The organism is Devosia sp. (genome assembly GCF_028290625.1).
Lineage (GTDB): Bacteria > Pseudomonadota > Alphaproteobacteria > Rhizobiales > Devosiaceae > Devosia.
The window spans coordinates 149,310-167,873 of record NZ_JAQGJM010000038.1 but is presented as its reverse complement, the minus strand read 5'-3'; the positions used below and the strand labels follow the sequence as shown (position 1 = coordinate 167,873).

Genomic DNA, 18,564 nt, shown 5'->3' with positions numbered 1-18,564 from the left:
AGGGCGTGGCACAATCACCCCCACGGATTTTCCACCATCGGCCAGATCGTCCGCCGCGCCTTGCGATAATCCGTCGTCGCCGGCGTATTCGGATACGGTCGCCCCGCCGAGCAATATACAATCTCGCTCGCGATCTTCGAGAACGAGTCATAAAAATGGTTCGTCGACTTGATCAGCAGGATCTTGCGCGATTTCGGATCGATCCCCAGCGCCGAAAACAGGCTCGGATCAAAACTCTGCGCCCGTGTTGAATTCAGGATCACATCGATCCCGTCAAAACTCACCCACGCGGCATCCCCAAACGGGGCAAAACTCTCGCCGAACCGCATTTGCGCGTCGACCACGAGCTTCCTCACCACCACCCGCTTGTCGATCGGCGATCCCGTCTCCGGCGCCGACTTCGCCCCGAACCGCAGTGCAATCTCCGCGCCTTCACCGGCGGCAAAGCAAATCTGCACCGCGATCGGGTCCCAGATCGTCCCCACTGCGACATCCGTCGTCCCGCGCCGGATCAACTCGGCCAACAACACCGTCGCATCCCCCGCCGTCCCGCCGCCGGGATTGTCCCAAACATCCGCGATCACCACCGGCCCAACACTCGCTGCCATGGCTTTCTCGACCGCCGCAACCTCGTCCACCTGCTTGACCATGAACGTCCCGCGCATCGCGAACAGCTCGCGCCCCAGCTTTTCCGCCAGCGCGTCGCCAATATCCGCGCGGTCATCCGTCACCACGATCATCCGCGTCCCCAGCTCCGGCACATCCGCCGCCATAAAGCCATGGATCACCGAAATCGACAGGATCGCCGGATCGCTCTTCTCCAGCACGAACAGCCGGTCCACGAAGCTGCGCATCGGATCCTTGCTCGTCGGAAACACATCGATCATCCGGCAATCGAACACCGACATCACCGGCTTGATCTCGCCCTTGAGCGCCCGCACCGCGATCGCCCATAAGTCCCGCGCCCGGTCAACGAAATCGGTATGCGGAAACTCCTTGAACACCACGAAGAAATTCGCCGCCGCCACCCGTTTGGCGGTCAGATGCGAATGCGGATCAAGCTCCGCACAGACCAGCACATCCGCCCCGACGATGTCGCGCACCCGGCTCAGGAAATCGCCCTCGGGATCGTCATAGCCCTGCGCCACCATCGCCCCATGCAGCCCGAGCACCACGCCATCCACCGGCATAGCCGCCCGCAACTGAACCAAAATCTCGTCGCGCAATTCCTCATAGGTCGTCCGGTTGATCAGCCCCGCCGGATCGGCCCAGGTCGCGGTCCCCTCGATCAGCTCCCACCCCTCTGCCGCGCAAACCTCGCGCCCCACCGTGATCGGCGCCGTGCACAGCGTCGGCGTCGCCGGATGCTCGCCCGGTCGCGCATAGAGCGAAGCTTCGAACGCGCGCTTGTCGATGCTGATAGGTGAAAACGTGTTGGTTTCCGTGGCCAGGGCGGCGGTAAAAATGCGCAACGGATGACTCGCAATTGGGGATCAAATAGAGCTTGGCGACAGCGCGCCTTGGCGTACGATACCACAGCCAAACCGTGTCGATCACGTAAGGAATTTACAAAAATAGCCCCATTTTGGGGAAGAAACACCGCTAAAGCCACGATATAGCTATCATCTACGAAATTCCCTTTCAGAAATCCCTCGGAGGCCTCCAATGTCCATCAAACGCTACGGCGCAGACAAATCCGGTGCCGGCGGCCAAAATCTCCCCTTCGCCCGCGCTGTCGAAGCCGGCGGCTTTCTCTTCGTTTCCGGCCAGGTGGCCATGGAAAACGGCGAAATCATCAACGGCGGCATCGTCGAGCAGACCCACAAGACCATCGCCAACCTCGTCGCCATCCTCAATGAAGCTGGCTACGGTCTCGAACACGTCGTCCGCTGCGGCGTCTGGCTCGATGACCCGCGCGATTTCTGGAGCTTCAACGCCGTCTACAAATCCTATTTCGGCGACAATCCGCCCGCCCGCGCCGCCGTCCAGGCCCACATGATGGTCGACTGCAAGGTCGAGATCGAATGCACCGCCTATAAGGCACCGTGAGATGAACGCGTTCCTCCGTCTCGACGGCCAGATAGTCCTCATCACCGGCGCCGGCGGCGGCATCGGCCACGCGATAGTCGCCGCCTTCAAGGCCGCCGGCGCCCGCGTTTCCGGCGCCGACCGCGACCCCGCTTTACTTGTGGATCTGGGCCTCGATCACACTCTGGTCTGCGACCTTGCGGACATGGCCGCAACCACCACGGCGGTCACCGCCTACATCGCCGAACACGGCGCCCCCGACATCGTCGTCTCCAATGCCGGCTTCACCCGCGCTGAAATCCTCGACCAGGTCGATCCCGCCGTCTGGGCCTCCGAAGTCGCCATCAACCTCAACGGCGCCTACGCGCTGACCGCGCCGATTGTCGAAGCCATGGCCGCCCGCGGCTCCGGCAGCCTGGTGTTCATCTCCTCGGTCAACGGCCTCGCCCACTACGGCAATCCGGCCTATTCCGCCGCCAAGGCCGGCCTCATCGCCTATGCCAAGGCCATCGCGCTCGAGCGGGGCGGGCAGGGCGTCCGCGCCAATGTGGTGGCCCCCGGCTCGGTCCGCACCCCCGCCTGGGATCACCGCCTCGCCGCCAATCCGAACCTGCTGGATAATGTACTGCCGCACTATCCACTCGGCCGCCTGGTCTCGCCCACCGAAGTCGCCGATGCCGTCGCCTTCCTTGCCTCGCCCGCCGCCTCCGGCATTACCGGCACCGTGCTTCCGGTCGATGCCGGCCTCAGCGCCGGCAATCTCCGCTTCGTCAATGATGTGCTGAAAGCTCCAAAATGACCGATTTCACCGACATCGACACCCCCGCCGTCCTCATCGATATCGACCGCGTCGAGGCCAATCTCGCCCGCGCCCAGGCCTATGCCGACAAGCATGACCTGCCGCTGCGCCCCCACATCAAGACCCACAAGCTGCCCCGCTTCGCCAAGCGCGCCATCGAACTTGGCGCCATCGGCATTACCGTACAGAAGCTGGGCGAAGCCGAAGTCATGGCCGATGCAGGCATCACCGATATCTTCCTGCCCTACAACATCATCGGCGCCGAGAAGCTCGCCCGCCTGCGTGTCCTCAACGAACGCGTCAGCATCGCCGTGACGGCCGACAGCACCATCACCGTCGATGGCTTGTCCACCATGTTCGCTAGCGCCAGTAAGCCCTTGCGCGTGCTGGTGGAATGCGACACCGGCATGGGCCGCTGTGGCGTCCAGTCGCCTGCCGACGCGGTCATTCTCGCCCAATACATCGCCGCCGCCCCGGGCCTCGTCTTCGACGGCCTCATGACCTATCCGGCCGCCGGCCAGGTCGAAACCAACGCCGCCTGGCTGGCCTCTGCTCGCGATGCCCTGATCGCCGCCGATCTGCCCGCCCGCGTCATCTCCAATGGCGGCTCGCCCGATCTCTGGCGCGCCCACGAGGTCACCGCCGCCACCGAGCACCGCCCCGGCACATATATCTACATGGATCGCTCGCAGGTCGCGCGGAACGTCGGCATCTTCGCCGATTGCGCCCTCACCGTCCTCGCCACCGTCGTCAGCCGCCCCACCGAAAACCGCGCCATCATCGATGCCGGCTCCAAATCCCTCACCAGCGACACCTTAGGGATGGTCGGGTTCGGCCTCATCGAAGCTTACCCGGAGGCGGTCATCACTGGCCTCAGCGAAGAGCATGGCCACATCGACTTGACCAACTGCGCCACGAAGCCCGCCATCGGCGAAAAACTCCGCATCATCCCCAATCACGCCTGCGTCGTCAGCAACCTGTTCGATGAGGTGAGCCTGATTTCTGGCGGGAAGCTGGTGGAGCGGGTGGTAGTAGCTGCCCGGGGCAGGGTGGACTAGCACTTGTGCCATAGGCAGAATACGCCAGATGGAGCTTCAAGGCTTAGTGCCTGGAACCAATGAGAATATTCGAAAAAGAGAAATTGAAGGCATTGCCGAACATATCGAATAAATTACCAATCCGAAAACGTTTGGCGGAGTACTTTTTCGTCCTTCGTTCAAAAATAGTCCCACCTTGAAATAGATAAAATATACGGCACAAAAGGTCATTAAGAGAAAGAATATAGTTACAAAAATTGATCTTCTTCTATATAAAAATCGCCAACCATCCATCCTAATTTGGACAGCAACGTGAAATAAGACGAGAATTAGCGAGACGATAAGGTTTATCTTCCAGAAATACGCAGAAATGGAGTACGATGCTATGAACGTTCGATGCCGTTCACCAGCGAACAAATCAGAATTTTCTCTGATATTTGAGTTTCCGCGAGATATGGCTTCTGAAATTCCGGTGTAATCTACAAATTCTCCAGTGTAGTTCACAATCACGGATATAAGAATTGGAAACAGGACGGAACACGAAAGTATGACGAGGATGGTTACGTTCCTCGCCGTTGCCTGTCGATATGTCAAAGTCATCGCGTATCCGGCGAAAAGATAGGCTTCATCTGCTGCCACAGCGTTGGGAGTCGGGATAGCTTGATGTGCCGGGCTTGGCTTGCCCGCCTTTAGCGCTCCAACTCCGTCAGCGCACCCCTTAGCCTCCCCCGACTCCGCGTCAAAAGCCGCTCGGCCCCTGCAACGCCATCCGCTCCCGCCGCCAACAATATCGCCACTTTCACCCTGCCGCCCGCAACATCCAACGCTTGCGCGGCCACGTCCTCCGACACCCCGGTCACCGCCATCACGATCCGCCTCGCCCGCCCCTTGAGCTTGATGTTATCCGCCAGCACATTGACCATATAGCCGTCATGCACATGGCCGAGATGGATTGCCATCATGGTCGACAGCATGTTGAGCGCGATCTTCTGCGCCGTACCCGCGCCCATCCGCGTCGAGCCGGCAATCACCTCCGGCGGCGTCGGCAGGCAGATGGCCACATCCACCAATTCGAACAATGCCGCTCCGGCATTATTGGCGATACCGATGGTTTTCGCCCCTGCCGCCCGCGCGATCCCGACCGCCGTCAGCGGAAACGGTGTCCGCCCACTCGCTGTCACCGCTATCACGCAATCGCCGGCCTTGACGCCGGCGCCTTCCATGGCTGCCCGCGCCTCGTCTTCGTCATCTTCTGGCGCGCCCGCCATGTCGGATAGCCCGGCAACGCCGCCCGCGAGTAGGATCTTGATCCGCGCGTTGGGGATGCCGTAAGTACCCGGCAATTCCAGCCCGTCCGCCAGTGCCATCAAACCCGAACTGCCAGCCGCCGCATAAATTAACTGCCCGCCGGCTGCCACGCAATCAGCCGCCAATTGCGCCGCAGCGGCGATCTCGGGGATTGCCGTTTCCACGACGCGAGCCGCCTCGGCTTGTGCCACGGCCAGAATCCGCAAAGCGTCATGCGGGGCGAGCAAATCTAGCCCCTTGACGCTGCCATGGGTCATTTCTGTTTGTGCTATAGCCATGCAAAACTCCTTCGCGCCGATAATGCCAAAAAAATACCACTTGTCCACTGACTGCCGCTTTTCGGGGCGGAAATCCGCCAAAAACCCCCAGAAATATGAGGCAGCCCGTGCTTTATGACGCAGTGCAGAAATCTTCCTTTTGCACTTGGTGAATGGTATTTTATTGGTATTATAAGTCGCGCTCAATTTTCTATTGGACGCATCGCCATGCGACGGTTACGCCTCTCAAAGGTTTGGCGTTGGAGCGGGGTTGAAGAGTTTTGGCTGATCTGTCCGAGCGTTTTTTTGCCGATCAGAGTGTGGTCCTGCCCTCCGGCGGGCCTTTATATCTGCAGCTCAAGCGCTGGATCGAAGACGCTATCCATTCCGGCCAGATCAACCCCGGCGATGCGCTCCCCTCCGAGCGCGACCTAGCGCAAAAGGTCGATGTTTCCCGCGTGACCGTGCGCAAGGCCGTGCTGCAATTGGTGCGCGATGGCATCCTGGTGCAGCGTCATGGCTCGGGCACCTTCGTCGCCCCGCGCACCCAGCGCGTCGAGCAGTCGCTGTCGCAACTGACCTCTTTCACTGACGACATGGCCCGGCGCGGCATGATCGTTCGTGCCCAATGGCTCGATCGCGGGCTCTATTTGCCGTCGCCCGATGAAATGCTGATCCTGGGCCTGTCCGCGTCCGATCGCGTCGCTCGCATTTCGCGCCTGCGCCTCACCGGCGACACGCCGCTGGCCATCGAGCGCGCCAGTCTGTCCAGCGAAATCCTGCCCGATCCCCTCGCCATCGCCGACTCGCTCTATAAGCACCTCGACAAAAGCGGCAATCGGCCCGTTCGCGCCATCCAGCGCATTCGCGCCGCCAATCTCGGCGAGGAAGATGCCGGCCTGCTCCAAGTCCCCGAGGGCTCGGCCGGCCTCAATATCGAACGCACGTCCTATCTGGCGTCCGGTCGTGTCATCGAATTCACCCGCTCGATTTATCGCGGCGATACCTATGATTTCGTCGCCGAGTTGCGGCTCGGCGATAGTTCCGGAGGCACCAAGCCTTGACGACTGCACTGACCAACCAGACCCACATGCGCGCCGAGATCGAACAGATTCCCGATGTGGTCGCCAATTTCCTCACGCAGAGCGCAGGCACCTTATCGGCCGCCGCCGCCGCGCTGCGCGAGAAAAACCCGTCCATCGTGGTCACCGTCGCCCGCGGTTCGTCCGACCATGCCTGCGCCTATCTCAAATACGCCATCGAGCTGACCCTGGGCCTTCCAGTTGCCTCCATCGGCCCCTCCATCGCCTCGATCTATGGCCGCGACCTCAAGCTGGATCGTGCCGCCGCAATTGCCATCTCCCAGTCCGGCAAGAGCCCCGACATCGTCGGCATGGCCCAATCCACCCGCCGCAGCGGCGCCACTCTGATCGGCATCACCAATACCGCCGCCTCGCCCCTGGCCGAAGCTTCGGATTTCACCATCGACTTGCACGCCGGGCTCGAAAAGAGCGTCGCCGCCACCAAGACCTTCGCCACCTCCATCGTCGCGGGCCTGGCTCTGCTCGCCGAATGGAGCGGCGACGAAGCCTTGAACACCGCCGTCCACGCGCTCCCCGAATCCCTGGCCAAAGCCGTCGCCTGTGACTGGTCCGAAATGGTCACCGCGCTCGATGGCCACAATGCTCTCTACGTCCTTGGTCGCGGCCCCGGCTGGGCCATCGCCAATGAAGCCGCCCTTAAGTTCAAGGAAACGTGCAACATCCAGGCCGAGTCCTACAGCGCCGCTGAAGTGATGCACGGACCCGTGGCCATCGTGACGCCCGGCTACCCGGTTCTGGGTTTGGCCGCGCGTGATGCCGCCGAAGCATCAGTGGCCGACATGGCCCACAAGCTGGCCGGGCAGGGCGCGCTGGCATTCCTGACCAGCGAGCGTCCTGGCGCCGCCAAGGCGCTACCCTTTGCTGCCACCGGCCACCCGATAACCGATCCGCTGGCGCTAATCGTGTCATTCTATGGATTTGTCGAAGCGCTGTCGCGCCATCGCGGTCTCAACCCCGACATTCCACCCGCCCTCAAGAAAGTCACCGAAACCGTATGAGCGACCTTCTCGCCATTTCCGGCGCCCGCATTTTTGACGGGCACGCGTGGCACGACGATGCCGCGCTGCTGGCCGAATTTGGTTACGTCACCGGCATCTCGTCGGCCGACGCGGTACCGGACAAAGCCCGCCGGGTCGTGCTCGATGGCGGCATGATCGTCCCCGGCTTTGTCGACCTGCAGGTCAATGGCGGCGGCGGCGTGCTGTTCAACAACGATCCCTCGCTCGACGCCATCCGCACCATCTGCGCCGCCCACGCGCAATTCGGCACCACGGCCCTCCTGCCGACGCTGATTACCGACACCGTTCAGGTCAACGTCGCCGCCATAGCGGCGGGCGTCGCCGCCTATCGCGAGCGTGTCCCCGGATTCATCGGCCTGCACCTGGAGGGGCCGCACCTGTCGGTCGCCCGCAAGGGCACCCATGACCCCGCCCTGATCCGCCCCATGGACGACGCCGACATGGCGCGCATCATCGCCGCCAAAGACCTCGTGCCCAACCTTATCTGCACTGTTGCGGCCGAAACCGTCACGCCCGACCAGATCGCCAAGCTGACCGCCGCCGGCATTGTCGTCAGCATCGGCCATTCAGACGCGTCCTATGACGTCGCCTCGCGCGCCTTCGATGCCGGAGCCAGCATGGCAACACACCTATTCAACGCCATGAGCCAATTGGGCAACCGCGAGCCCGGCGTAGCCGGCGCCGTGCTCGACCGGCCCTCAGTGTTTGCCGGCCTGATCGCCGACGGCATTCATGTCCATCCGGCCACCATCGGCGCTGCCCTCCGCGCCAAGCGCGGCCCCGGCCGGATATTTCTCGTCACCGACGCCATGTCCCAGACCGGCACCGACCTTGTGTCCTTCACCCTCAATGGCCGCACCATCACCCGCAGCGAAGGCGCGCTGCGCACTGCCGACGGCACGCTGGCCGGCGCCGATCTCGATATGATCGACGCCGTCAATTTCATGGTGGACCGCATCGGCCTCGAGCTGGACGAAGCGATCCGCATGGCCTCGCTCTATCCCGCCGAAGCCATGGACCTCGCCTCGACTCACGGCCACCTGATGGCCAGCGCCTCAGCCAGCTTCGTCCACCTGTCCGACGACCGCCAGGTCCGCGCCACCTGGGTCGACGGCGTCGAAGTGTTCCGCGCCTAGGCCCCGCGATACCTCCCCACCCACGATGTCATTCCCGCGCAAGCGGGAACCCACTCTTCTTCAACCGCCCGTGTCGAACGAATGCCTCCCGCTTGCGCGGGAATGACGTCGTGGGTTTTTGGAGCTCCATGAAAGAATGCGCCCGTTCTACCCCCTGCCAATATACGGCATGGTGGTGGCCATGACGGTCATGAACTGCACGTTGGCACTCAGCGGCAGCCCCGCCATATAGAGCAGCCCGTCCACCACATTGGCCACGTCCATCCGCGGCTCAGGCATTATCGTGCCATTGGCCTGCAGTACGCCAGCGCTCATCTTGCTGGTCATATCCGTCGCCGCATTGCCGATATCGATCTGCCCGCAGGCGATATTGAAGGCGCGGCCATCCAGCGAAATGGTCTTGGTCAGCCCGGTGATCGCATGCTTGGAAGCATTATACGCCGCCGCGCCCGGCCGGGGCACGTCGGCCGAGATTGAGCCATTATTGATGATGCGGCCGCCCTGTGGCGTCTGGTCCCGCATGATCCGGAACGCTTCGCGCGCGACATAGAAGGCGCCGTTGAGATTGGTATCGATCATTTCACGCCAGGTCACCACGTCAACGTCGCCGAACGACACCGCCGGCGCCGAGCGCCCCGCATTGTTGAACACCACGTCGATCTGGCCGAACTCCGTCTTCACCCCGGCGAAAAACTTGGCAACCTCGGCCGGATCGGTGACATCGCATTGTCCCCAATATCCGCCGGTCTCCGCGGTTACCGCTTCCAGTGCCTCGCTCCGGCGCCCGCAAATGGCGGTTTTGTAGCCCGCGGCCGCGAATCCCAGCGCCGCCGCACGGCCGATTCCCGAGCCACCACCGGTTATTACCGCCACCTTGGTCGTCGTCATTCCATCTCTCCTCTATGGCGCTTTCGCCGCTTTCAGCCACTATCCCGACGCAATTGCGCCGTTTGCCGTCGTCAATGCCATAGCATCAGAATGCCGGAATGCATGGCAAAACCGTGCATTTCCTGGAGTCGTTCATCGCTAAAGCCTTGCGAACGCGCAATATTTAACGCCTCGTTCAGCCGGGTTAACAAGAGGTTTCGAAACCTGTGCTGAATCTGCAACAACAACCCTGCAACCATATTGTGGCGGCGCCAAAAGGGCTTTTGCATGATTGCGTCCTCAGCGGGCATGCGTAGAGTGGGTCTTGCGAATCCATGCATGGGATCGTTTGTCGGTCGCAACGCGACGGCAACACACTGCACCACGATAGTGTGGTCGCGTTTCGACAAACCGCCGGGTAACCGGCACCAAGAATGACTGACTTTGGAGGTCAAATAATGAAACTCAAGAGCCTTATCCTCGGTACTGTTGCTGCCGCTGGTCTCTCGACCGGTGCCTTCGCTGCCGATCTGGGCGTGCTGACGTCGCTTGACGTTTGTGACTCGCTTGGTATTTCCGGCCTGACGATCTCGTCCGACACCAACTGCCTGCAGATCTCGGGCGGCGTTTCGTATGAATTCAACTGGGGTGACTATCGTCACGGCAATCTTAGCGGTAGCGACCTGGTCGTTGCTGCTACGCCGGTCGGCGTTTATGGCATCATCGGTTCGAGCGACGATATCGCCGCTGCCGACGGTTTTGAAACCGATTGGGACAGCAAGGTCGAAGCCTGGCTGAAATTTGTTGGCACGGCCGACAGCGACTTCGGTCCTGCCAAGGCTGTTCTCAAGATCAAGTCGGTTAGCCAGACCCGCGTTATCAACGAAGGCGAAGGTTTTGGTGTAGTTGGTGGTGCTGATGGTGTCGTCCTCGGTGGTGCTGACAGCAGCGTCGGCGGCGTCGACAACAGCGATTTCTACATCGACGAAGGTTACGTCTCCATCGGCGACTCGACCGTCATCATGGCTGGTAAGAAGTCCTCGATCGCTAACTTCGGCGACAGCGAACCCTTCAACTTCACCAAGCTGTTTGGCTGGGATTCGGTTGACGATGGTATCGGCTTCGATGCTGACGGCGATCGCGTCAACTTCACTGGCGAGCATGTCATCCAGGTCGTTTCTGACCTTGGCAATGGCCTGAACGTCGGTGTCGGCCTTGAAAACCTCAATAGCGCAGATGCTGATACCAACGCTGTTGGTAGCACTCTGACTAACGCACATGGCGCTGGCACCCTGGTTGGTGTGTTGAGCTATGCTGGCGAAGGCATCACTGCCCATGTCACCGGTCTTGCCATCGGCATTCTCGATGGCCAGGTTGATGCCTGGGGCATCCACGCTGGTGCCACCGGCACCTTCGACAACTTCCGCGTACGTGCGGCCGTTGGTTACCTCACCAAGGACTACACGAACTTTGTTGGCGGTGTTGAGACGAACACTCTTCATGCAATGCTGACTGGCGAAGCAACCTTCGACATGTTCACCGTTGCTCTGTCGGGTGAATATGCTCGTGCCGAGAACGTGACTGCCGGTACTGAAGTCAATGGCTTTGGTATCGGTGGCTCCATCGGTGCTGCTGTTACCGATGGCGTGAAGATCAACCTGGGCGCTCGCTACTTCAACAACGACGTTGCTGGTGATGAGAATACCCTCCAGGTTGCCGCTCAGCTCGTCGCTGCTGTCTCCGAGACCATCAAGGTCACCGGCGAAGTTGGCGCTTACTGGCGCGATACGACGTTCTTCGCTGGCTACGACGATGCGATCGTCTACGGTTCGGCTGAACTGGCTTGGGCTCCCGGCGGTGGTTTCACCACCTCGATCAAGGGCCAGGCTACTTCCGAGGGCGCTTACCGCCTGACCTACAAGGCCGCGAAGACCTTCGAATAAGTCTTCTAAAGCTTCGACTACGGAAAGGCCCGGCTCACGCCGGGCCTTTTCTTTTTATGTAGACAGTCGATCACTATGGGTCCTGTTAGGCGCTTTGTCCGCAGGAAGGGTTCCGCCTGTACGGCGTCCATCCGGCGCATTCAACACCGCTGGCGCTAAAGCCACAATTCCGCCTGCTTTGGCCGCCGAACTGCTGATAGACCAGTGCTTTAGGCCGTCCATTTCCATTCCATCGGGGCCCAAAATGCTCTAGCGTCCGGCCAGTGCGGAAAAGGCCTGGAATCGGAATGATCAAGCTCGTTGTGAAGTGGGTTGCGCCTGGGCTGATGATGGTTCTGGGTGGAGCGGCGCTTGCCGCCACGATGAGCGGTGCCAATGCTGCATCGGATAGTGACGCGCGCACAATCGCGGCCCCGGCGACGCTCGAACTGGCGCAGGCCGGTTCCATCGTCACGGTCCAATCGCCCCTGATCTCCGATTACTGGATGAGCGCCACGCGCCAATCTGGTGGCGTGATCGTCTTCGATGGCTACGCCCCCGATGAGGCCACGCGCAAACGCCTCTCCGAGACCAAGGACGCCGATACCAATTTCCTCAAGCTAGGCCGCGGTGCGCCCGAAAATTATCAGGCTGCCGTCGATTTTGGCCTCGCCATCCTCGCGCGGCTGAGTGAAGGCCGCTTCGCCCTGGATGGCGAGAGCATCACTTTAACCGGCATCGCCCGTTCCAGCGAGGATTACACTGCTCTGGCCGAACTGATTGCCGCCGGTTCCCCGCAGGGTCTCCTTCTGGCGCGCAACGAGATTCAGGCACCGCCCGCCATGCCCTATCTGCTGTCTGCCGCCAAGACGGCAGGTGGCTCAGTCGCCCTAACCGGCATGTTGCCCAACGTCGCCGCCAAAGCCAGCCTGGCCGTTGCAGAGGGAAATCCCTCTGTCGCAGCAATCACTTATGCCTCCGGCGAGCCGGACGATCTTATCGTCTCTGCCACCACTGCGCTCGGCCTGTTGAAATGGCTCGATACCGGCACCGCAGCCTTTAACGGCACGAACTGGACCGTATCCGGTACCGCCGCCACCGCCGCCGATAAAACCGCGATCGAGGCGGCCTTCACCACCCGCAGGCTCGCGGCGTCCGGCTGGACGCTGGATGTCGGCGTCGCTGCCGCCAACCCGCCACCAAAAACCAAGCCGCCGGTGAATGCCAGCGAGCCCGTCGCAGAGCCGGAGCCCACCAAACCAACCGCGCCGCCCGTTGAAGCGACACCCGTCGAGCCGACTGCTCCGGTCCAACCGTTAGCGCCCGGCGTGACGCCGGAGGCCACCGAGCCGGCGCCCCCCGTCGCCGCGCCCGAGGCCCCAAAGCCTCCCGTCACCGAGCCGGTCGCCGCCAAAGTCGACCCCGCCTACGCCTTCACCGCCGATCGCGGGGTAGGGGGTGCCGTCACGCTCAGCGGTCAGCTTCCGGCCGATCCAGCTTTGCGCTTTTTCGGCGTCATCACTGGCGCGCCAACTACCGGCGTAACCATCACCGATGGTGCTCCGGACGATTTCATCCTCAATGCCGAGGCCGGCATTCGCGCCCTGATGGAGCTGGACAACGGCCAGTTGCGCTTCGCCATCGGCAAATGGAGCCTCTCCGGCAAGGCCCAGACCAATGCCGCCCGCGACGCCGTGATGGCCAGTGTCGCGGCGCTCCCTGCCGGTGCGGCATGGACGCTGAACATCACCGCGCCGCCGCCGCTCGATGGCTGTCAGGCCAGCGTCGCCGAATTCTCGACGCGCAACGCCATCCTGTTCCAGTCCGGCGCCGCCGTGCTCGCGCCGGAATCCTCCGTGCCTCTGGACGAATTGGCTGGCTACCTTGCTCTTTGCCCCGCGGCAGATGTCGATGTCGAGGGCCACACCGATGCGGATGGTGATGACCAGCTCAATCTGGCGCTTTCGGTGGCCCGCGCCGAAGCCGTCATCGACGCGCTGATCGCCCGCAAGATCGCGCCCGAGCGGCTCTATGCCGTCGGCTACGGAGAATCCCAGCCGATTGCCGACAACGATACGACCGCCGGCAAGCGGCTGAACCGCCGCATCGTCATCAAGGTGCTTGAGCACCACGTCGACTGATCCTGAAGGCGAGGCGGCTATGCTGCCTTGCCCAGCCTCTTGCTGCTGACCCCAATGGCGAATTCCGCTACGGCCTCGATTTCTTCATGCTGGTCGAACAGCGCCGGTGAGCCTTGTCCTGCAATGGTCAGCGCCACCGCGTCAGGCCGACGGCGCACCATTTCTTCAAACGTTTCGCGTCGCACCTGATCAGTCAGCTGCGTGCGCAGCAGCATTAGGGGCGTCGCTTCGAGCGCGTCGAACAATGGCCATTGCGCCGTCAGCACGTCGTCGAAACTGAACGCCTCCAGCGCAGCGATCAGCCTTTGATCGTGCAGCGGCCAGGCGCGCCCGCGCTTGTCGAGGAAATGGCTGCGCGCCATCAGGCTGTCGAGTTGGCTCTCGCTGCTGCCGGGATAATCGCCCAGCAGCATCTTGCGAAATCCCGCCGTCACCGCCTTGGCGCCCCGCAAGCTTTCCACATGCTTGAGATTATTGCGCAGCCGGACGATGCCGCGGGAATCCGTCACCGGCCCCGCGTCGAGCAGCACCACGCCGGCCACCAGCAGCGGATGCACCGCCGCCAGCGTCATCGTTACCTGTCCGCCGTAGCCCTGGCCGATGAAGGTTGCCCGCTCGATTCCGAGCGCCGTCAGCACCGCCGCCAAATCGCGCGCATCGCGCGGCGAGCCATAATCGTCGGCTTCGTCCCGGTCGGTGCTGCGCCCGCGCCCCGGCAGGTCGATTAACACGACGGGCCAGTTCCCACCGCCAACACGCTGAAAATAATCGGAAAACTCGGTGAAATCCGTCATGTTGCGCTGGTAGCCCGGCACGCAGACCACGGGGATGCGCCGGCTCGACAGCGTCCCGCTCACATGCACCGCCGCCTGCAGATCGCCGTCCCCCAGCGTCACCATCTGCACTGGCAGCGCCGCGAAGCCGGGATGATCAACAGGAAATTTGCGCTTCTTGAACATGGGCGAACACTCGATTGCCCCGCCATTTACGGGCAGGGGGCATCGGTCCTCAAGCGCAAACTGTAATCAGTGCCGGATGGTAAACCCCAGGCTCCCCACCCCCCACCGTCCTTCCCGCGGACTTGATCCGCGGGTCTCTATCAGCATGGCACAAGCGGCCCGTGGCCCGCGGATCAGGTCCGCGGGAAGACCGGTGGATGGGGGAGATTAAGCTAAGCTCTAAGCTAAGCTGTATTAAGTGAAGTGCGCGAAGCGGGTGACTATGCGCAAACCCGAACCGCCTCACTCAATCGTCCGCAATGCCTGCGTCATGGTCATGCCTGTATCCCCGAGCCGCTGCCGGTACACCAGATAGTTCCCTAGCACCCGCTGCACATACTTCCGCGTTTCCTGGAACGGGATCAGCTCGACCCAGACCACCGGATCGACATTGTCGGCGCGCGGGTCGCCATAGGCGGTAATCCACTTGCTGGCATTGCCAGGGCCCGCATTATAAGCCGCCGCCGCCAGCAGCAGCGAACCCTCATAGCGTTGCAATTGCTTGCCGAGATAGGTCGATCCCAGCAGCGCATTATAGGCCGGATCGCTGGTCAGCCGCGCCGCCGAGTAATCGACGCCGACATCGCGCGCCGTGTCCTTGGCCGTCCCTGGCATCAACTGCATCAGCCCCATCGCTCCCGATACCGAAACCGCGTCGACCTGGAACATCGATTCCTGCCGCGTAATCGCATAAACCGCCGCGCGATCGGCCTTCAGCGGAACATCCGCCGCCAGCCCATCCTTGGGAAAGCTGAACAGGTCGAGGGCAAAGCCCTGCTTGTCGGCATCATTGGCTATGGTGATAGCCAGATGATGCGCGCCGATTTCCTGCGCCAGCCGCGCCGCCAGCAACAATTCGCCGCCGCTTTTCAGCCCCGCCGCATGGTTGCGCAGCAGCGGCACTGCCCAGGTACCGTGCCCGTTGGCCGCCAGCAGTTTCACCGCCCGCACCACTTCATTGGCCGAGAACAGCGTCTCGCTATCCTGCCAGGCGGGCAGGGGCCTGATACCAGCCCCGGCTTCGCCCAAAGCCGTCCGCGCCAACAATCCGTAATAGACCGTGCCATGCTCCGCCGCCGCCGAGTAAGCCGCCTGCGCGCCAATGGTATCGCCCAGCGCCAGATCAGCCCGTGCCAGCCAGTAATTGGCCTGCGACACCGTATCAGGCAGCGTCGAATGCGTTGCCATCTGGGCAAAATGCGCCTTGGCGTTCGCCGCGTCCTTGAGGAAAGACAGTGCGATGAAGCCCGCGTGGAAATGGGCTTCCACCATTCGCCCTTCCCGGCCGTTCGTATATCCAGCCGCCGCCTTATAGGCCAAATCCGGCTTGCCCACATTGAGCAATGCCCGCGTCAGCGTCCGCCGCTCGTACCACCACTCCGCGGCGTCCGGCAGTTCGCCCTTGGCCTTGGCGAGCCAATCCACCGCGCTGTCCCACAATTCGAACTGCCGCGCCCGCTGCGCCCGCGAGAAAATGAACACCGGGTTGGCCTGCATTGCGGGGTCGACATTATCCAGCAGCTTCTTGGCGTTCGCATCGTTACGCGACACCGCCGCCCGCGCCACCACCAGGCTCTTCTGCGCCGGGGTCAAAAACGGCAATAGCCGCTCGGTGGCACTGGCCCGGTCATGCATCATCAGGTGCACCGCCCGCGCCCAATGCGTGTCGCGATCCAGCAGGCCACCCAAGCTATTCAGAACCAGTTTTTCTTGGGCTTCCGTCAGGAAATCATCCACCCAAAGGGTGCGCGCCAGCGTCGTGGCGCGCGCCGTCTGCCCACCGGCGACATAGGCCTGCGCCAGCATGATCTGCGCGTCGATCGTATTGGGCACGGCCCCGCCCAGTTGCGCGATAACCTCCGCGCCCGCCGGCTTGGCCTTGGTCAGCGATTGCTCCAGTCGCGTCTTGTAGTCCGTCGCCGAGGCAAAGCCCGGCGCATCGGCGGCAAAGCGCGCAATGCTGGCATAGTCGATGTCGCCACTATGGAAATAGATCGCCGCCCATTGGACCGCCCGGCGCTCGGTATCGTTGGGCAATGCCCGCGCCAGCACATAGGCGTCCGCCGCCTTGTCATCGGCCAACACCGCCAGCGCCGCCCGGAATTCCGGCGACCCCTTGGCGTCGGTCACAACTGCGCCCTCGGCGTGGATCGAGCCGGTTGTGGTCAGGTCGATGGCGTCGTTGGTGACCGCATGCGTGAGTGGGGCAATACTCAGGAAGCCCAAAACCGCAGCGAACACGCTGGCCCGGAGGCGAGTGTCCATAGTGCCGTCCCTACTGGTACTCGTAACTGATCCAGCAAGGTTGCCCCATCCTTGCGGTTAACCCAAAGTTACCCCATCTAGGTGAACAATAGGTTTCGCGCCGATGATCCGTGCTGGCTGTGGCGTGCTTGTCCTTGTGATGGCGTCCAACAAAAAGTATGGTGCGCCGCGTCAATCGGCGGACCATCATAGGGTTCTGCCATCCCGCCACGGCTGAACTGTGGCATATTCAATGAGGATTTTCCGACCATGCTGAGAGGCTCTATCACGGCGCTCATGACCCCCTTCGTCAACGGAGCGGTGGATGAGAAAGCCTTCTCGGCCTTTGTCGATTGGCAGATCACCGAGGGCAGCCACGGCCTCGTGCCCATGGGAACGACGGGCGAAAGCCCCACCGTGTCCCATGAGGAGCATCGCCGCGTCGTCGAAATCTGCGTCGAAGTTGCCAACAAGCGCGTTCCGGTGATCGCCGGGGCAGGGTCCAACGCGACCGCCGAGGCCGTTTCGCTCGCCCGTTTCGCCGAAGAAACCGGCGCTGATGCCGTGCTTTCGGTCGTGCCCTATTACAACAAGCCCAACCAGGAAGGCCTGTTCCAGCACTTCTCGGCTATCGCCGGTGCTGTAGGCATTCCGGTTATTCTGTATAGCGTCCCAAGCCGCACCATCGTCGATCTCACCGTCGATACCATTGCGCGCCTGGCCGAGGCTCACAGCAACATCATCGGCGTCAAGGATGCCACCGGCAGTCTTGAGCGGACCACCGCGCAGCGCAACAAGCTGGGCAAGGACTTCATTCTGCTGTCCGGCGACGACAGCACGGCGCTGGGTTTCAACGCCCATGGTGGCCATGGCTGTATCTCGGTGACCGCCAACGTGGCGCCACGCCTGTGCTCGCAGATGCAGGACCTGTCGCTGGCCGGTGACTTCGCCGGTGCCCGTGCCATCAACGACAAACTCGCCTATCTGCACAAGGACTTGTTCATGGAGCCCAACCCGGCGCCGGCAAAGTACGTCGCCAACCGGTTGAACCTGTGTGCCAACGAACTGCGCCTGCCGCTGGTGCCGATCGGCAAGGCGACGCGTGATGCGATGGATTTTGCAATGGCCCATGCTGGGCTGATCTAGGTTTAGTATGGCCGGTCCAAAGAACGACAAAGCCAAGAACGGCGTCATCAGCCACGGTCTCGTGGCTGAAAACCGCCGTTCGCGTTACGATTATGCCATCGGCGAAACCATGGAAGCCGGTCTCGTGCTGACCGGCACCGAGGTCAAATCCCTGCGCCTGGGCAAGGCGCAGATCACCGAGTCCTACGCGTCGCCCGAAAAGGGCGAGCTGTGGCTGATCAATGCCCATATCCCAGAATACCTGCAGGCCAATCGCTTCAACCACGAGGAGAGGCGGCCACGCAAACTGCTTGTTTCCAAAAAGCAACTCGCCCAGCTTGGTGAGGAAGTTTCGCGCGCCGGCAACACCATCGTGCCGCTCAAACTGTTCTTCAACGACCAGGGTCGCGCCAAGGTTTTGATCGGCATCGGCAAGGGCAAGAAGAACTACGACAAGCGCGAAACCGAGCGCGACCGCGACTGGAACCGCGACAAATCCCGCATCATGAAGAACGGCGCTCGGGATTAAGTGGCACGCCCTCGTGGTTCGAGGGTCGCTGCGCTCCCACCTCACCATGAG

General features: G+C 62.1%; 16 protein-coding genes. 10 read left to right on the top strand and 6 right to left on the bottom strand.

Features of this window, described 5'->3' with window-relative positions:
* Positions 1-14 precede the first annotated feature (14 nt).
* A complete protein-coding gene (locus JWR51_RS21820) occupies positions 15-1,472 on the bottom strand; it encodes a M81 family metallopeptidase (RefSeq protein WP_299752742.1) in 1,458 nt (485 codons plus the stop codon).
* Between the two features lie 193 nt (positions 1,473-1,665).
* On the opposite strand from JWR51_RS21820, the gene JWR51_RS21815 reads away from it, so the two are divergent.
* Genes JWR51_RS21815 through JWR51_RS21805 form a run of 3 tightly spaced genes read left to right on the top strand, consistent with a single transcriptional unit; the run spans position 1,666 to position 3,885 of the window.
* Positions 1,666-2,049 carry a RidA family protein gene (locus JWR51_RS21815; RefSeq protein ID WP_299752739.1) on the top strand — a complete coding sequence of 128 codons (384 nt, stop codon included), beginning with the start codon at positions 1,666-1,668 and terminating at the stop codon, positions 2,047-2,049.
* 1 nt (position 2,050) lies between these two features.
* On the top strand, positions 2,051-2,827 hold the full coding sequence (locus tag JWR51_RS21810; protein ID WP_299752736.1) for an SDR family oxidoreductase: 777 nt from the start codon (positions 2,051-2,053) through the stop codon (positions 2,825-2,827).
* Positions 2,824-3,885 carry a D-TA family PLP-dependent enzyme gene (locus JWR51_RS21805; protein WP_299752733.1) on the top strand — a complete coding sequence of 354 codons (1,062 nt, stop codon included), beginning with the start codon at positions 2,824-2,826 and terminating at the stop codon, positions 3,883-3,885. The genes JWR51_RS21810 and JWR51_RS21805 overlap by 4 nt, the downstream gene beginning before the upstream one ends.
* A gap of 668 nt (positions 3,886-4,553) precedes the next feature.
* On the opposite strand, the gene JWR51_RS21800 is transcribed toward JWR51_RS21805, so the two are convergent.
* Positions 4,554-5,450 carry an N-acetylmuramic acid 6-phosphate etherase gene (locus JWR51_RS21800; protein WP_299752730.1) on the bottom strand — a complete coding sequence of 299 codons (897 nt, stop codon included), beginning with the start codon at positions 5,448-5,450 and terminating at the stop codon, positions 4,554-4,556.
* Between the two features lie 260 nt (positions 5,451-5,710).
* On the opposite strand from JWR51_RS21800, the gene JWR51_RS21795 reads away from it, so the two are divergent.
* From JWR51_RS21795 to nagA, 3 genes are read left to right on the top strand one after another with little or no spacing between them, the layout of a single operon-like run.
* Positions 5,711-6,493, top strand: coding sequence for a GntR family transcriptional regulator (locus JWR51_RS21795; RefSeq protein ID WP_299752727.1), 783 nt, complete (start codon positions 5,711-5,713; stop codon positions 6,491-6,493).
* A gap of 26 nt (positions 6,494-6,519) precedes the next feature.
* Positions 6,520-7,530 carry an SIS domain-containing protein gene (locus JWR51_RS21790; RefSeq protein ID WP_299752996.1) on the top strand — a complete coding sequence of 337 codons (1,011 nt, stop codon included), beginning with the start codon at positions 6,520-6,522 and terminating at the stop codon, positions 7,528-7,530.
* Positions 7,527-8,687, top strand: a complete 1,161-nt coding sequence (gene nagA / locus JWR51_RS21785) for an N-acetylglucosamine-6-phosphate deacetylase (RefSeq protein ID WP_299752724.1) — start codon at positions 7,527-7,529, stop codon at positions 8,685-8,687. The genes JWR51_RS21790 and nagA overlap by 4 nt, the downstream gene beginning before the upstream one ends.
* A gap of 147 nt (positions 8,688-8,834) precedes the next feature.
* Here nagA and JWR51_RS21780 read toward each other — a convergent pair whose 3' ends face one another.
* Both JWR51_RS21780 and JWR51_RS21775 read right to left on the bottom strand, forming a co-directional pair.
* A complete protein-coding gene (locus JWR51_RS21780) occupies positions 8,835-9,575 on the bottom strand; it encodes an SDR family NAD(P)-dependent oxidoreductase (protein ID WP_299752721.1) in 741 nt (246 codons plus the stop codon).
* Between the two features lie 71 nt (positions 9,576-9,646).
* Positions 9,647-9,844 (bottom strand): hypothetical protein, encoded by a 198-nt coding sequence (locus tag JWR51_RS21775; protein ID WP_299752718.1) that lies wholly within the window; start codon positions 9,842-9,844, stop codon positions 9,647-9,649.
* 168 nt (positions 9,845-10,012) lie between these two features.
* On the opposite strand from JWR51_RS21775, the gene JWR51_RS21770 reads away from it, so the two are divergent.
* Together JWR51_RS21770 and JWR51_RS21765 are read left to right on the top strand one after the other, a co-directional pair.
* Positions 10,013-11,497 carry a hypothetical protein gene (locus JWR51_RS21770; RefSeq protein ID WP_299752715.1) on the top strand — a complete coding sequence of 495 codons (1,485 nt, stop codon included), beginning with the start codon at positions 10,013-10,015 and terminating at the stop codon, positions 11,495-11,497.
* A gap of 287 nt (positions 11,498-11,784) precedes the next feature.
* Positions 11,785-13,617 (top strand): OmpA family protein, encoded by a 1,833-nt coding sequence (locus JWR51_RS21765; protein ID WP_299752712.1) that lies wholly within the window; start codon positions 11,785-11,787, stop codon positions 13,615-13,617.
* Between the two features lie 17 nt (positions 13,618-13,634).
* Here JWR51_RS21765 and JWR51_RS21760 read toward each other — a convergent pair whose 3' ends face one another.
* The gene (locus JWR51_RS21760; RefSeq protein ID WP_299752709.1) at positions 13,635-14,576 is read right to left on the bottom strand and encodes an alpha/beta hydrolase; all 942 of its coding nucleotides are present in this window, start codon (positions 14,574-14,576) and stop codon (positions 13,635-13,637) included.
* Between the two features lie 282 nt (positions 14,577-14,858).
* Complete coding sequence (locus tag JWR51_RS21755) at positions 14,859-16,880, bottom strand: lytic transglycosylase domain-containing protein (protein ID WP_299752706.1); 2,022 nt, start codon at positions 16,878-16,880, stop codon at positions 14,859-14,861.
* Positions 16,881-17,129: 249 nt separating this feature from the next.
* Here JWR51_RS21755 and dapA point away from each other — a divergent pair, with 249 nt between their 5' ends.
* Both dapA and smpB read left to right on the top strand, forming a co-directional pair.
* Positions 17,130-18,005: a 4-hydroxy-tetrahydrodipicolinate synthase gene (gene dapA, locus JWR51_RS21750; protein ID WP_299752703.1), complete on the top strand. Its 876-nt coding sequence runs from the start codon at positions 17,130-17,132 to the stop codon at positions 18,003-18,005.
* A gap of 7 nt (positions 18,006-18,012) precedes the next feature.
* Positions 18,013-18,513, top strand: a complete 501-nt coding sequence (smpB, locus tag JWR51_RS21745) for an SsrA-binding protein SmpB (RefSeq protein ID WP_299752700.1) — start codon at positions 18,013-18,015, stop codon at positions 18,511-18,513.
* The last annotated feature ends 51 nt before the right edge of the window (positions 18,514-18,564 follow it).

Coding starts and splice junctions, on each gene's coding strand:
- dapA (WP_299752703.1), top strand. CDS start 17,130: ATGCTGAGAGGCTCTATCACGGCGCTCATGACCCCCTTCGTCAACGGA.
- smpB (WP_299752700.1), top strand. CDS start 18,013: ATGGCCGGTCCAAAGAACGACAAAGCCAAGAACGGCGTCATCAGCCAC.
- JWR51_RS21810 (WP_299752736.1), top strand. CDS start 2,051: ATGAACGCGTTCCTCCGTCTCGACGGCCAGATAGTCCTCATCACCGGC.
- JWR51_RS21805 (WP_299752733.1), top strand. CDS start 2,824: ATGACCGATTTCACCGACATCGACACCCCCGCCGTCCTCATCGATATC.
- JWR51_RS21755 (WP_299752706.1), bottom strand. CDS start 16,880: ATGGACACTCGCCTCCGGGCCAGCGTGTTCGCTGCGGTTTTGGGCTTC.
- JWR51_RS21765 (WP_299752712.1), top strand. CDS start 11,785: ATGATCAAGCTCGTTGTGAAGTGGGTTGCGCCTGGGCTGATGATGGTT.
- JWR51_RS21770 (WP_299752715.1), top strand. CDS start 10,013: ATGAAACTCAAGAGCCTTATCCTCGGTACTGTTGCTGCCGCTGGTCTC.
- JWR51_RS21780 (WP_299752721.1), bottom strand. CDS start 9,575: ATGACGACGACCAAGGTGGCGGTAATAACCGGTGGTGGCTCGGGAATC.
- JWR51_RS21800 (WP_299752730.1), bottom strand. CDS start 5,450: ATGGCTATAGCACAAACAGAAATGACCCATGGCAGCGTCAAGGGGCTA.
- JWR51_RS21790 (WP_299752996.1), top strand. CDS start 6,520: ATGCGCGCCGAGATCGAACAGATTCCCGATGTGGTCGCCAATTTCCTC.
- JWR51_RS21760 (WP_299752709.1), bottom strand. CDS start 14,576: ATGTTCAAGAAGCGCAAATTTCCTGTTGATCATCCCGGCTTCGCGGCG.
- JWR51_RS21815 (WP_299752739.1), top strand. CDS start 1,666: ATGTCCATCAAACGCTACGGCGCAGACAAATCCGGTGCCGGCGGCCAA.
- nagA (WP_299752724.1), top strand. CDS start 7,527: ATGAGCGACCTTCTCGCCATTTCCGGCGCCCGCATTTTTGACGGGCAC.
- JWR51_RS21775 (WP_299752718.1), bottom strand. CDS start 9,844: ATGCAAAAGCCCTTTTGGCGCCGCCACAATATGGTTGCAGGGTTGTTG.